Source organism: Pseudomonas sp. CM25, from assembly GCF_013179705.1.
Classification (GTDB): Bacteria; Pseudomonadota; Gammaproteobacteria; order Pseudomonadales; family Pseudomonadaceae; genus Aquipseudomonas.
In genome coordinates, this window is the sequence record NZ_JABMCW010000141.1 from 1 (window position 1) to 13,575 (window position 13,575).

Annotated in this window: 12 protein-coding genes; 5 read left to right on the forward strand and 7 right to left on the reverse strand. The window is 62.6% G+C overall.

The window, feature by feature from the left end:
- Nucleotides 1–785 precede the first annotated feature (785 nt).
- The 6 genes from HP546_RS15870 to HP546_RS15895 form a co-directional block, all read right to left on the reverse strand.
- The gene (locus HP546_RS15870; RefSeq protein ID WP_172227241.1) at nt 786–1,556 is read right to left on the reverse strand and encodes an electron transfer flavoprotein subunit beta; all 771 of its coding nucleotides are present in this window, start codon (nt 1,554–1,556) and stop codon (nt 786–788) included.
- A 10-nt stretch (nt 1,557–1,566) separates the two neighbouring features.
- Entirely contained in the window at nt 1,567–2,799 is a 1,233-nt protein-coding gene (locus HP546_RS15875; RefSeq protein WP_172227243.1) for an electron transfer flavoprotein subunit alpha/FixB family protein, read from the reverse strand.
- Entirely contained in the window at nt 2,799–4,751 is a 1,953-nt protein-coding gene (dgcB, locus tag HP546_RS15880; RefSeq protein WP_172227245.1) for a dimethylglycine demethylation protein DgcB, read from the reverse strand. The genes HP546_RS15875 and dgcB overlap by 1 nt, the downstream gene beginning before the upstream one ends.
- Before the next feature lie 176 nt (nt 4,752–4,927).
- Complete coding sequence (gene dgcA / locus HP546_RS15885; RefSeq protein ID WP_172227247.1) at nt 4,928–6,988, reverse strand: dimethylglycine demethylation protein DgcA; 2,061 nt, start codon at nt 6,986–6,988, stop codon at nt 4,928–4,930.
- A 15-nt stretch (nt 6,989–7,003) separates the two neighbouring features.
- Nucleotides 7,004–7,534, reverse strand: coding sequence for a DUF5943 domain-containing protein (locus tag HP546_RS15890; RefSeq protein ID WP_016497619.1), 531 nt, complete (start codon nt 7,532–7,534; stop codon nt 7,004–7,006).
- Nucleotides 7,535–7,609: 75 nt separating this feature from the next.
- A complete protein-coding gene (locus HP546_RS15895; RefSeq protein ID WP_172227248.1) occupies nt 7,610–8,587 on the reverse strand; it encodes a dipeptidase in 978 nt (325 codons plus the stop codon).
- 285 nt (nt 8,588–8,872) lie between these two features.
- Between HP546_RS15895 and HP546_RS15900 the strand changes: the two genes are divergently transcribed.
- The 3 genes from HP546_RS15900 (at nt 8,873) to HP546_RS15910 (ending at nt 10,720) form a co-directional block, all read left to right on the forward strand.
- Nucleotides 8,873–9,274 carry a lysozyme inhibitor LprI family protein gene (locus tag HP546_RS15900; protein WP_172227250.1) on the forward strand — a complete coding sequence of 134 codons (402 nt, stop codon included), beginning with the start codon at nt 8,873–8,875 and terminating at the stop codon, nt 9,272–9,274.
- Between the two features lie 113 nt (nt 9,275–9,387).
- Nucleotides 9,388–10,104 carry a hypothetical protein gene (locus tag HP546_RS15905; RefSeq protein ID WP_256676230.1) on the forward strand — a complete coding sequence of 239 codons (717 nt, stop codon included), beginning with the start codon at nt 9,388–9,390 and terminating at the stop codon, nt 10,102–10,104.
- 127 nt (nt 10,105–10,231) lie between these two features.
- Nucleotides 10,232–10,720, forward strand: coding sequence for a hypothetical protein (locus tag HP546_RS15910; protein ID WP_172227252.1), 489 nt, complete (start codon nt 10,232–10,234; stop codon nt 10,718–10,720).
- Here HP546_RS15910 and HP546_RS15915 read toward each other — a convergent pair.
- Nucleotides 10,711–11,673, reverse strand: a complete 963-nt coding sequence (locus tag HP546_RS15915; protein ID WP_172227254.1) for a GlxA family transcriptional regulator — start codon at nt 11,671–11,673, stop codon at nt 10,711–10,713. The two genes, HP546_RS15910 and HP546_RS15915, sit on opposite strands and share 10 nt — an antisense overlap.
- 146 nt (nt 11,674–11,819) lie before the next feature.
- Here HP546_RS15915 and choX point away from each other — a divergent pair, with 146 nt between their 5' ends.
- Together choX and HP546_RS15925 are read left to right on the forward strand one after the other, a co-directional pair.
- Complete coding sequence (choX, locus tag HP546_RS15920) at nt 11,820–12,764, forward strand: choline ABC transporter substrate-binding protein (RefSeq protein ID WP_172227256.1); 945 nt, start codon at nt 11,820–11,822, stop codon at nt 12,762–12,764.
- 120 nt (nt 12,765–12,884) lie between these two features.
- On the forward strand, nt 12,885–13,575 hold a 691-nt coding region (locus tag HP546_RS15925), incomplete at its 3' end, for a 3-keto-5-aminohexanoate cleavage protein (RefSeq protein ID WP_172227258.1).

Consider the following 13,575-nt stretch of genomic DNA (forward strand, 5'->3'; position numbering starts at 1 on the left):
CGCTGCGCATCTGTAATGAGTGAGGAGGCTCGCGTCATCTGTTAGTGCTCTGACACAGGATTTTGAAGACGACATTAACGCTGACCGACAGGCTCAGATACTGGTAAAACTGATAGGCCCACCAGCCCGATTTTTTCCTTCCATCGCCTACCTGCGCAGATCAAGGCGTGGCTTGTACCCACAACTTATCCACATGTTTGTATAGTGCAGCGAGGGACAGCATCACAGTTCCAATGCATTCAGTCGCTAATGCTCATAATTTGCTCAATAGCTTCAAGCCCATGAGCCCCGGGCCTCACAGGCGAGCACGAACATGTTACCCACAGGCTGGCCAACAGCAATTGTGGGAAACCTGAAAAAGCACCACCGCTGACCGAGGGGGGATTGATGGTTTTTTGATCAAACCAATGAAGCCCGCAAACCACGCGGCCTCCAGCGAAGCACAAACACTTTATCCACACCTTGGCGAACAGATTCGGTGGGCAAAACAGAGGCGCACCCGACATTTGTGCCAGTATCGTGAAATGAAGAAAAGTGATGGGGTAATGACCACTACTTTGGCATTACTCAGAAGTGACTTATGCACAGCGCCAAGAGGGAACCGTAAAGTGGTTCGATGGAGGGCGGGGGATTGGGGCTACTGGGCGTTCAATGTGGCCAGCGGGCATCATTAGCCTGTCAGGGCCAATCACCGGCAAGCCAGCTCCCACAGGTATTGCACTGACCCCGAAGGCAGTGGTGACCCTGTGAGAGCTGGCTTGCCGGCGATGAGGCCGGTACAAGTGTCAGCGGAGCACGCCCTCTTCCACCAACAGCTTGAGAATCGCCTCGGCGCCTTCCTGTGGAGAAACATCCTTCAGCACCTTGCCGCCGCCGCCACTGGCCTTGGCCGTCGCCGCCTTCATCCGGTCAGCACCGCTCTTGGCCTTGATCACCTTCAACCGCTTGGGCCGAGGACGGGCCGGTTGCAACTCGGCATCGGCCAACAGCTCGTCGTCGACTATGGCCACATTGCGCGCCGCCAGCACTCCCCGGCGTGCGGGGCCGAAGGCGCTCTGACGCGGTTTCGGCGCAGCGTTATCCACAGTCGCCAGCAACGGCAGGCGCACTTTCAACCGACGCCGCTGACCACGCGGCAGCGCCTGCAATACCTGGGCGGTGCCGTTGTCGATCGACTCCACCTCGGCCAACCCTACAATCAACGGCCAACCGAGTTTTTCAGCCAGCAGGAACGGTAACATGCCCGACCCCTCGCCCGTTTCCGCCTGGCTCCCGGTCAGCACCAGTTGCGCGCCGGCATCGCGCAGGTAATCGCCCAGCACACCCAGCACATCGGCGCCGGCCGGCTGCTCCAGCACATCCAGATGGTCCAGCCCCATGCCCAGGTAGGCACGCAGCGCCTCTTCCTGCGGGTCGCCGGCATGCACCACCTGCAAGTTATCCCCAGCCAGTTGCAAGCCCAGTTCGACGGCGCGAGCATCCTGCTCGGCGCGGCGAGCGCGACCGGAGCTTGGGTGGGCACCGATGGAAACCAGGCTGATCACTTTCGTACTCATGCTCGTGCCCTTATGCCGCGTCGCGCTGGCCGCCACTGCGGTAGTTGTCCACAGCTTCGATCAATGCCTTGAGAATCGCCGAACTGTCGCCAATCACCGACAGGTCAGCCCGTTTGATCATGTCGCAGCCCGGGTCCATATTGATCGCCACCACCTTGTCGCAGGCGCCAATGCCCTGCAGGTGCTGGATCGCCCCCGAGATACCCACAGCCACGTAGACCCGCGCGGTCACCCAGGTACCGGTCGCACCCACCTGGCGGTTGCGCGGCATGAAGCCGTCGTCCACCGCCACCCGCGAGGCGCCTTCTGTGGCGCCCAGCGTCGCAGTCGCCTGGTGGTACAGGTCCCAGTCCTTGACCCCGTTGCCGCCCGAGACGATGAACTCGGCCTCGGCCATGGCAATGGTGGCCGGGTCCACGGCCACCGAACCAAGGTCTTCGATGCGCGACAGGCTGCGCGCCACGCTTGTGGACAACTCCACCGGCAAGGCTTCGTGACGGGTTTCGCTGACCGGTTCGGCGCACTCGGCCGCCGCCAGGATCAGACGCGGCACGGCGCGTTGCAGGTCTTGCTGGCCAGCGCCAGCGCGGCCTACGCACTGGCCATCCTTGACTTGCCATACCCGCGTGGCCGGGCGCTCGCCCAGCGCTGCGCCGAGGCGCCGGCCCAGTTCGCCGCCGCCGGTGCGGCTGTCTGGCAGCAACCAGTGGCGTGGCGTGAACTGGTTATCCACAGCCCGCAGGCCCTGTACCAGTTGCTCCGGTACATAACCTTCGAAGGCCTCCCCTTCGAGGACCAACAGCCTGTCGACGCCGGCTGTGGAAAAGTTGTTTTCCTTGTGCTCGCCAAACACCACCGCCAGCACAGCACCGTCGCTGCCAGCCAGGCTGTGAGCCAGGCCCAGCAGGTCGCGGTCGTGGCTGCTCAGGCGGCCACCGACCATGTCCGGCACCACGGCAATGTAGAACGCCGGCTCCGGCACCTGGTGCAGCGGCAGCTTGACCTCGGTCGCCGCCGTACGCCGCCCGCCCACACCGGTGCCCTGCTGGGCGCCGCTGCGGTCGATGCGCTTGATGCCCGCGGGGCCGATAAAGCCTGCGGCAATCGCATGGGGGTTCTTGCGGATGAGGCCATTGGGCCCCATCCAGCTGGTCTGCTGTGTCTGCATGGCCGCGTGCAGCGGGTGCAGGCGGTTACGGGCGATCCACTCGGCGCGTGGGTCGCGGCGGATAATGTCGCTCATCAGTGCACCTCCGCAGGTTCACGTTTGGCCGTTTGCGGCTTTGCGGTGGCAGGCGCGTCCTCTTCGATCAGCACGTCAGCCACCAACTCTGCCAAGTCCTTGATCTGTGGGCGCGGTTCGACCACGCCTTCGAGCATCGCAGTGCACTGCGGGCAACCCACGGCCACCAGTTCGGCCTCGGTTTCGCGGATGTCGTCCATGCGCATGTCCGGAATCCGCTGCTTGCCGGGGATGTCAGTGATCGGCGCACCGCCGCCACCGCCGCAGCAGCGGGAACGGAAGCCCGAGCGCTGCATTTCGCGCACTTCGATACCGAGTGCCTTGAGGACTTCGCGCGGTGCTTCGTACTCGCCGTTGTAACGACCCAGGTAGCACGGGTCGTGGTAGGTGACACTGCCGCCCTTGTGCTGACCGAGGTTGAGTTTTTTCGCGGCGATCAGCTCGGCGATGTAGGTGCTGTGGTGCTGCACCTGGTAGTCACCGCCCAGCTCGCCGTACTCGTTCTTCAGCACGTGGAAGCTGTGCGGGTCACAGGTGACGATGCGCTGGAACTTGTACTTGGCCAGGGTCTGGATATTGCGCTTGGCCAGCTGCTGGAAGGTCGCTTCGTCGCCGAGGCGGCGTGCCACGTCGCCGCTGTCGCGCTCTTCCAGACCGAGCACGGCAAAGTCCACGCCCGAGGCCTTCAGCACCTTGACGAACGAGCGCAGGGTGCGCTGGTTACGCATGTCGAAGGCACCGTCACCCACCCAGAACAGCACCTCGGTGGTGTTCACCTCGGACAGCAGTTGCAGGTTGAGGTCGGCGGCCCAGTTCATCCGCCCGCCAGGGGCGAAGCCGCCGGGGTTGTCGGTGGCGATCAGGTTGTCCAGCACCTCGGCGCCCTTGTTCGGGGTCGCGCCTTTTTCCAGGGTGAGGTGGCGGCGCATGTCGACGATGGCATCGACGTGCTCGATCATCATCGGGCATTCCTCGACGCAGGCACGGCAGGTGGTGCACGACCACAGCGTTTCGGCGTCGACCAGGCCATTGACGATCGGCTGGTGCGGGTGCCCGCCGTGCTCGCCGACTGGCTTGCCCGGGTACGGGCTGCCGGCGAACTTGGCATCGGTGCCACCGGCCAGGCCGATGACCATGTCCTGGATGAGTTTTTTCGGGTTCAGCGGCTGGCCGGCGGCAAATGCCGGGCACATCGCTTCACATTTACCGCACTGCACGCAGGCATCGAAGCCCAGCAGCTGGTTCCAGGTGAAGTCCACCGGTTTTTCCACGCCCAGCGGCGCGTTCGGGTCTTCCAGGTCCAGCGGTTTCAGGCCGGTGGAACGGCCACCGCCGAAGCGCTCGGCGCGGCGGTGCCAGGCCAGGTGCAGGGCACCGGCGAAGGCGTGTTTCATCGGGCCGCCCCAGGTCATGCCGAAGAACAGCTCCGATACGCCCCACAGCACGCCCAGGCCAAGGATACCGACCATGACCCAGCCGCCGGTGTTCGCGGGCAGGATGCCGGCGACCGGCAAGGTGGCAATGAAGAAGCTCACGGCGAATGCCAGCAGGCTTTTCGGCAAGCGCATCCATGGGCCCTTGGACAGGCGCGAGGGCGGGTTGAGGCGGCGCTTGAAGACGAACAAGGCACCGGTGAACATGATTAGCGTGGCCACCAGTAACGCGTAGCCAAGAACCTTGCTCTGCAGGCCGAAGCCATGCACCAGGATCGCCAGCGCGGCCGACAGCACGAAGCCACCGGCAGTGGCCACGTGGGTGTTGGACATGTACTTGTCGCGCTCGACCACATGGTGCAGGTCCACCAGGTAACGGCGCGGCATGGCCAGCAGGCCGCCGATCAGATCGACCTTGGCGGCCCGGCCACGACGCCACATGCGCACCCGGCGCAGGGCGCCGAGCACTGCCAGGCCAAGGGCAGCGAACAGCAGGATGGGTAGAAGGGTGTTCAACATGGGAGGCTCCCACAACAGCTGGATTCTTGCACCACTCTGAAGCTGGGATTGGCCCCTGTGGGAGCGGGTTTACCCGCGAATGCGCCCGGTCAGGCAACGGCGTTGTCAGCGCTGACGCATTCGCGGGTGAACCCGCTCCCACAGGGACCACGCCCGGTGGCGACGATTTGTTTCGATCAGAAGTCCTTGCACAGGCGCAAGGCGTCGTAGATCGCCGCATGCACGTTGCGCTGGGCCACACAGTCGCCGATGCGGTACAGCAGGTAGCCTTCGCCCGGCTGGCTGAGGATCGGCTGTGGCTTGATGGCAAACAGCGCCTCCACGTCGATCTGGCCCTTGTTGCGCGAACCTTCCTTCAGTGCGTAATACAGCTCTTCGTCAGGACGCACGCCGTTTTCCACCACTACCTGGTCGACCACGCGTTCTTCCTTGGCGCCGGTGTATTCGTTCTCCAGCACCGCCACCAGCTTGTCGCCTTCGCGGTAGACCTTTTCCAGCATCATGTCGCCGGTCATGATCACTTCTTTCGGGTACATGCTGCGGTAGTAGGTGGGGAAGGTGGTACCGCCCATGGCCACGCCCGGCTTGATATCGTCGGTGACGATCTCCACCTGGCTGCCCTTGTCGGCGATGTAGTCCGCCGCCGACATGCCGGTGAATTCGCAGATGGTGTCGTACACCAGCACGTTCTTGCCCGGTGCAACCTTGCCGTCGAGCACGTCCCAGCTGCTGACCACCAGCCCTTCGGCGGCGCCCCAGTGCTCGTTCTGCTCGACGAACGGATGGCCGCCCACCGCCAGCACGATGACATCCGGGCGCAGGTCCTGGATGGCGTCCACGCTGGCTGCCGTACCCAGGCGCAGGTCAACTTTCAGCCGCGCCAGTTCCAGCTGGTACCAGCGGGTGATGCCGGCAATCTGGTCGCGCTGCGGCGCCTTGGCGGCAATGGTGATCTGCCCGCCGATCTGGTCTTTCTTCTCGAACAGGGTCACGTCGTGGCCACGTTCGGCGGCCACACGGGCCGCTTCCATGCCGGCAGGGCCTGCACCCACCACCACGACCTTGCGTTTGACGCCGGTGGTCTTCTCGATGATGTGCGGCACACCCATGTATTCACGGGAGGTGGCGGCGTTCTGGATGCACAGCACATCCAGGCCCTGGTACTGACGGTCGATGCAGTAGTTGGCACCGACGCACTGCTTGATCTGGTCGATCTGGCCCATCTTGATCTTGGCGATCAAGTGCGGGTCAGCCATGTGCGCGCGGGTCATGCCGACCATGTCGACGTAGCCGCCTTCGAGGATGCGCGTGGCCTGGTTCGGGTCCTTGATGTTCTGCGCGTGCAGCACCGGGATCTTGACCACTTCCTTGATGCCGGCCGCCAGGTGCAGGAACGGCTCCGGCGGGTAGCTCATGTTGGGGATGACGTTGGCCAGGGTGTTGTGGGTGTCGCAGCCCGAGCCGACCACACCAAGGAAGTCGAGCATACCGGTGGCGTCGTAGTACGCGGCGATCTGCTTCATGTCCTCGTGGCTGAGGCCATCGGGGTGGAACTCGTCGCCACAGATACGCATGCCCACGCAGAAGTCGTCACCGACCTCGGCACGCACGGCTTTAAGCACTTCCAGGCCGAACTTCATGCGGCCTTCGAAGCTGCCGCCCCATTCGTCGGTACGCTTGTTGACCCGCGGGCTCCAGAACTGGTCGATCATGTGCTGGTGCACGGCCGACAGCTCCACGCCGTCCAGGCCACCTTCCTTGGCCCGCCGCGCAGCCTGCGCGTAGTTGCCGATCACCCGCCAGATCTCTTCCACCTCGATGGTCTTGCAGGTGGCGCGGTGGACCGGTTCACGGATGCCCGACGGCGACATCAGGGTCGGCCAGTTGAAGCCGTCCCAGCGCGAGCGACGGCCCATGTGGGTAATCTGGATCATGATCTTGGCGCCATGCTTGTGCATGGCGTCGGCCAGGTTCTGGAAGTGCGGGATGATGCGGTCGGTCGACAGGTTGACCGACGCCCACCATTCCTGCGGGCTGTCGATGGCCACCACCGACGAGCCGCCGCAGATCGCTAGGCCGATGCCGCCCTTGGCCTTTTCTTCGTAGTACTTCACGTAGCGGTCGGTCGTCATGCCGCCGTCAGTGGCGTAGACCTCGGCGTGCGCGGTGCTGAGCACACGGTTGCGGATGGTCAGCTTGCCGATCTGAATCGGCTGGAACATTGCTTCGAATGCCATGACGCTATCTCCGGCTTACAACGGCTTTGTAACGAACAGGCCATCTTCGTGGCCTTCTTCTGACCCGCCGTAGACCTGTTCGGCCACGGTGCGGATCGAGCTGCCGCGGGCAGCGAGAATCTGGTCCATTGCGCCGGCGAACCAGCCGGTGAACATGTAGTCGACCTTGCGGCCGACCTTGCCGTACACGTACACGAACGCGGAATGCTTGAGCTTGACGCTGCAGGTGCCTTTGTCCAGGTCGATGTCCTGGATTTCGAACAAGCCCCAGCCACGCTGGCTCAGGCGCTTCATGTAGTGCTCGAACACCGCCACACCTTCCAGGCCATGGCACTCGGCTTCTTTTTCACACCAGTGCCAGGCCGACTTGTAGCCGGCCTTGTAGAGGATCTCGGCATAGGCGTCGGCGCCCAGCACTTCCTCGATGCCGATGTGGTTGTTGACGAAGAAATGGCGCGGCACATACAGCATCGGCAAGGCGTCGCTGGTCCAGACACCGGTTTCGCTGTCGACTTCGATTGGCAATTGCGGGGCGATCTTGGCCATGGAAACTCAACTCCATAAAATTTTTGTTTGGGTGCCCCGGCGTTGCTGGCAGGGGCTTCAGGCTTGGAGAGCGGCTTACTCGCCCCACACGTCCTTGAGGACGTTGACCCAGTTCTCGCCCATGATCTTGCGCACCACGCGTTCGGAGTGGCCGCGCTTGAGCAAGGTCTCGGTGAGGTTGGGGAATTCGCCCACGGTGCGGATGCCCAGCGGGTTGATGATCTTGCCGAAGCTGGTCAGGCGGCGGGCGTAGCCCTTGTCGTGGGTCAGGTACTCGAAGAAGTCCTGGCCGTGGCCCTGGGTAAAGTCGGTACCGATACCGATAGCGTCTTCGCCGACGATATTCATGGTGTACTCGATGGCTTCGGCGTAGTCGTCGATGGTCGAATCGATGCCCTTGGCCAGGAATGGCGCGAACATGGTCACGCCGACGAAGCCGCCATGATCGGCGATGAACTTGAGCTCTTCGTCCGACTTGTTGCGCGGGTGCTCTTTAAGGCCCGACGGCAGGCAGTGCGAGTAGCACACCGGCTTTTTCGATTCGAGGATGACTTCTTCGGAAGTTTTCGAGCCGACGTGAGACAGGTCGCACATGATGCCGACACGGTTCATTTCCGCCACGATCTCGCGGCCGAAGCCCGACAGCCCGCCATCACGCTCGTAGCAACCGGTGCCCACCAGATTCTGGGTGTTGTAGCACATCTGCACGATGCCCACGCCCAGCTGCTTGAAAACGTCGACGTAGGCGATCTGGTCTTCGAAGGCATGGGCGTTCTGGAAGCCGAACAGGATGCCGGTCTTGCCCAGCTCCTTGGCCTTGCGAATGTCGGCGGTGGTGCGCACCGGCATGACCAGGTCGCTGTTGTCGCGGATCAGCTTCTGGCTGGCGGCGATCTGGTCGACGGTAGCCTTGAAACCTTCCCAGACCGACACCGTGCAGTTGGCCGCAGTCAGCCCGCCTTTGCGCATGTCCTCGAACAGCTCACGGTTCCATTTGGCAATGATCAGGCCGTCGATGACGATGCTGTCGGCGTGAAGTTCGGCTGGGCTCATCAGGCTGTCCCCTTTTGTTGATTTGGGCCGCGCCGAATCTTCTGCCGGCGCTTTGGGGCCAGCATATGCCTGTGCCCAAAGGCGCCCCGATGCAAAAACGACAGGGGGTTTGCCGAAAGCGTCAATGCGCGACATCGCGCCCTCTGGCATGCTGCCTGGCGATGAGAGACAGTCTCGATAACGACATATCCGGCCGTTTCATGAACATTTCGTCAGGGACCTACCACCTTGCCGTAAGCTGAGCGAGAATCCCTGCCATTCGTCAGCCTGTTGAGGAGAAAGCGGATGAGATCAATGGCATGGCTGGTATTGCTGACAGTCGTATCGGGCGCCCAGGCCGGCGAGGAAGAAAGCACCCCGTGCGACAACGTCGACACCGACCAGCAGTCCTACGCCTGCGCTGCGTTCAACAAGCAGACCGCCGAGCGCGAGTTGAAAGCGGCCTATGACGACCTGATCCAGCGCATCCGCGACCAGTACGCCGACGAGGGTGACCAGACCACGGCCCTGATCGCGCGTCTGGATGCGGCAGAGCAGCTGTGGACGCAGCTGCGCGATGCCGACTGCAAGGTCGAGACCTATGCCGAGAAGCCCGGCAGCAAAGCGTTCCAGGCGGCGTGGGACACCTGCGTGGCGCAGCGCAGTGATGACCGCTCGGAGTATTTGCAGGCGATTGGGCAGCAATAGACACGTTACCCCGTTAGGAAAAGCTTGCAACTTATCTGACTTGGCAATCCGAAACACAGTGCACGCCAGACGCCTCAGCCGAGGCGTCGCACTGTACTGAAGGAAACCAAGACATGACTTCCAACATCAGCAAAACCGACATGGACAGCGCCATTGCCGCGCTGAAGAAAGAAGGCGAAGAACGCGCGGTAATGGTCGCCAACACCGTCTGCATTTTCGCCCCGGATGTACCGGCCACAGTTGCCGAAGACGTGCTGGATGGCATGCGCCTGATGAACCTGTCGGCAAACAAGAAGTTCGACAAAGAAACCCAGCAGCGCGAATGGTACAACTTCTACAACGATGGCCTGGGCAAATTCGGCTGGACACTGACCGGCGCCGCTCACGTCGAAGAGGCGCTGGACAAGGACACTCACACGCTGGCAACCCTGGCCCCTGAAATTGTCACCGTCCAGATCGGCCATAACCATCGTCTGAGCCGCTGTGTCAGACGCTCTTTCGAAGTGATCGTGAAAACGCCAAAGGCACAGCAACTGCTTGAAGAAAGCAGCGTGAGCGTTTCGGGTAAATCCAGCACCGTGCAGATTTCGGCCTGCGAAATGACGCCACAGGGCCTGCCGATCATGCACATGACCAGTGTTCAGTTGAGCTATGACAAAGCCGAGAAGGCCGCAGGCTCGTCCGGCCGCATCCTCGACAAATCGAACACCCGTGTCTACCGAGCCTCGCAACAAGGTTCGTTCAGTGTTCGCCACTTCGGTGCCATGCGCGAAGCCGTCAGGTTGAAGCTGGCCAGTCAAGCGGCCGACATCCTGGCACTGGACATCTAAGCCAGATTTGGCGCCGCCTGCGGCGCCATCTTCGGGTATTTACATACACACAATGGCCTGAACCATGCCCGCATCACCTGCCCCCCAACACCTCGAAGACCTTCACGACTGCCTGCGCCTGGCACAAATGGATGCCAACCTGGCCCACGACCGTCAGCAACACGGCCAGCAGTGGTTCAGCTTTTTTCTGAAAATCCTGGAAGACTGCGGTGTCGAACTGTTCGAACGAACAACCAAGAGCTTCAACTGCACCCCAACGGATGCTGTGTTTGAGGAGGTCTTCGCCGGCTGGATTCCACCACCTCAGGGCCGCAACCAAAGCTTCAGGCGGGTGGCAAGCGATGTGCTCAACGGCTTGCGGCAGCCTGACCTTGCACTCCTGTGCAGTACATCAACCAGCTCGCATATGCGCATCGGTTTTGACCATGATGACCCTGACAGCCCGGTGGCGCTTGTATTCCACCTGTGGTGTACGACTGCTGCAGACACCCCACGAACGCGCCTGACCCTGCACCTGGATCACTTGGGTGCCAGACTCTTGCCCCAGGCCTTCGAGGTACAGCGCGTACGCATCGAGGCCCGGCTCAGGGCACTGTCAGACCTCGATCAGATCTGATCAGCCAACTGAGGCTTGAGTGCCTGTCGCTCTGCCCGCGGGCAATGGCCGAAACGCCGTTTGTAGCAGCGCGTGAAGTACGACGGCAGCTCGAAACCGCACGCCACGCTGACCTGTGTGATGCTCATCTGCGTCTGGCACAGCAGCTGCCGCGCCTTGTCCAGACGCAAGCCAAGGTAAAACCCACTCGGCGTGTCATTCAGATACAAACGAAACAAGCGCTCCAATTGACGCCGGGTCACCTTGGCGCGGGCTGCCAGCTCCAATGTGCTCAGCGGTGGCTCGGTATGCTTTTCCATTTCACCGATCACCTGCACCAGCTTGCGGTTGCTGATGCCATAACGAGAGGCAATCTGCATCCGCTGGTGATCCTGACGTGGCCGGATGCGACCGAGCACGAACTGCTCCGACACCTGCACCGCCAGCTCGCCGCCGTGGGCCTGGGCAATCAGGTCGAGCATCAGGTCGATCGAAGCCGTGCCACCGGCACAGGTAATGCGCCGTCGGTCGATTTCGAACAACTCCTGGGTCACCTGCAGGCCAGGGTAGTTTTCCTTGAACGCCTCCAGCGCTTCCCAGTGCACGGTGGCGCGGTGGCCGTCGAGCAGACCGGCCTCGGCCAGTACCACCGCGCCGGTATCGATGCCACCCAGAATCACCCCGTCATGGTCCAGCCGGCGTAGCGCCTGCTGCAGCGCCGGCCCATAGCAGGCCAGCGGCTCGAAGCCGGCCACGATCAGCAGGATGCCACCCGGATCGGCTGCGGCCAGCGCCGCGTCGGCGTTCACCGACATGCCATTGCTGGCCTGCACCGCGCCGCCATCCAGGCTCAGCACCTGCCAGCGGTACGACGGCCCCTTGAACCGGTTGGCCACGCGCAGAGGTTCCAGGGCACTGATGAAGCCCATGGCGGAGAACCCGGGCAGCAGCAGGAAATGAATGATTTGCGGCATTGAATGCTCCACGGCAAAGGTGGTCGCCTCCGTGCAAGTGTTGGTCGCCAGGGTGCGATTTTTCACCCTGCCAGCAGCGTAGCGTGTTCACACGATCCACAGAGATCGAACCCCATAACAATATGCACTGCCGATGGAGAGCCACCATGCACAGCTTGATCCGCCGCAGCCTGTTGACCCTTGCCCTGAGCAGCATCGCCACCTCACCGCTTTTTGCCGCAGAGCCTGCGGCCTGCAAGAACGTGCGCCTGGGGGTGGTCAACTGGACCGACGTCATTGCCACCAGCGCCATGGCCCAGGTGCTGCTCGACGGCCTGGGCTACCAGACCAAACAGACCAGCGCTTCGCAGCAGATCATCTTTGCCGGTATCCGCGACAAACGCCTGGACATGTTCCTGGGTTACTGGAACCCGATCATGACCCAGACCATTACCCCGTTCGTCGATGCCGGGCAGGTCAAGGTGCTCGACAAGCCGAGCCTGGAAGATGCGAGGGCAACCCTGGCAGTGCCGAAGTATCTGGCAGACAAGGGTCTGAAGACCTTCGCCGATATCCACAAGTTCGAAAAGGAGCTGGGCGGGAAAATCTACGGCATCGAGCCAGGTTCCGGCGCCAACACCCAGATCAAGGCGATGATCGCCAAGAACCAGTTCGGCCTGGGCAAGTTCCAGCTGGTCGAGTCCAGCGAGGCGGGCATGCTTGCCGCCGTCGACCGCGCCGTGCGACGCAAGGAGGCGGTGGTGTTCTTCGGCTGGGCCCCGCACCCGATGAACGTGAACATCGACATGGCCTACCTGGGCGACAGCCAGGACGCCCTGGGCCCTGACGAAGGCCGTGCCACAGTGTGGACGGTGACCGCGCCAGACTACGCCGACCGCTGCCCCAACGCCCACCGCCTGCTGGCCAACCTGAACTTCAGCGCCGAGGACGAGAGCCGCATGATGCAGCCGCTGCTCGACCACAAGGATGCGCTGGAATCGGCCCGCCAGTGGCTCAAGGACCACCCCGAGGACAAAGCCCGCTGGCTGGAAGGTGTGACTACCTTCGACGGCAAGCCGGCTGCGGACAACCTCAAGCTCACCGCCAACTGACAGGTCCCTTTCGCAGCACAAGGCTGCTCCTACAGGTGTAAGGCTCAGGGTCACTGCTGACCCTGTGGGAGCGGGCATGCCCGCGAAAAGGCCAGCACAGACAACACAAGGAACCGATCCATGAACCACGACGTCATCATCACCTGCGCCCTCACCGGCGCCGGCGACACTGCTTCAAAGAGCCACCTGGTCCCGGTCACTCCCAAACAGATCGCCGAGTCTGCCGTCGAAGCCGCCAAGGCCGGCGCCACCGTGGTCCACTGCCATGTCCGCGACCCACAAACCGGCCGTTTCAGCCGCGATGTAGCGCTGTACCGCGAAGTCATGGAGCGCATCCGCGAGGCCGATGTCGACATCATCGTCAACCTCACCGCCGGCATGGGCGGTGACCTGGAAATCGGCCCAGGCGAATCGCCGATGGAATTCGGCCCCGGCACCGACCTGATCGGCCCGCTGGAACGCCTGGCCCACGTTGAAGCATTGCTGCCTGAAATCTGCACCCTCGACTGCGGCACTCTCAACTTCGGTGATGGCAACTCGATCTACGTTTCCACCCCGGCGCAACTGCGCGCAGGCGCCAAGCGCATTACCGAACTGGGCGTGAAGGCCGAACTGGAGATCTTCGACACCGGGCACCTGTGGTTCGCCAAGCAGATGATGAAAGAAGGCCTGCTCGAAGACCCGCTGTTCCAACTGTGCCTGGGCATCCCGTGGGGCGCGCCGGCCGACACCACCACCATGAAAGCCATGGTCGACAACCTGCCGGCCAACGTCACCTGGGCCGGCTTCGGCATCGGCCGCATGCAGATGC

Coding starts and splice junctions, on each gene's coding strand:
- HP546_RS15870 (WP_172227241.1), bottom strand. CDS start 1,556: ATGAGTACGAAAGTGATCAGCCTGGTTTCCATCGGTGCCCACCCAAGC.
- HP546_RS15875 (WP_172227243.1), bottom strand. CDS start 2,799: ATGAGCGACATTATCCGCCGCGACCCACGCGCCGAGTGGATCGCCCGT.
- dgcB (WP_172227245.1), bottom strand. CDS start 4,751: ATGTTGAACACCCTTCTACCCATCCTGCTGTTCGCTGCCCTTGGCCTG.
- dgcA (WP_172227247.1), bottom strand. CDS start 6,988: ATGGCATTCGAAGCAATGTTCCAGCCGATTCAGATCGGCAAGCTGACC.
- HP546_RS15890 (WP_016497619.1), bottom strand. CDS start 7,534: ATGGCCAAGATCGCCCCGCAATTGCCAATCGAAGTCGACAGCGAAACC.
- HP546_RS15895 (WP_172227248.1), bottom strand. CDS start 8,587: ATGAGCCCAGCCGAACTTCACGCCGACAGCATCGTCATCGACGGCCTG.
- HP546_RS15900 (WP_172227250.1), top strand. CDS start 8,873: ATGAGATCAATGGCATGGCTGGTATTGCTGACAGTCGTATCGGGCGCC.
- HP546_RS15905 (WP_256676230.1), top strand. CDS start 9,388: ATGACTTCCAACATCAGCAAAACCGACATGGACAGCGCCATTGCCGCG.
- HP546_RS15910 (WP_172227252.1), top strand. CDS start 10,232: ATGGATGCCAACCTGGCCCACGACCGTCAGCAACACGGCCAGCAGTGG.
- HP546_RS15915 (WP_172227254.1), bottom strand. CDS start 11,673: ATGCCGCAAATCATTCATTTCCTGCTGCTGCCCGGGTTCTCCGCCATG.
- choX (WP_172227256.1), top strand. CDS start 11,820: ATGCACAGCTTGATCCGCCGCAGCCTGTTGACCCTTGCCCTGAGCAGC.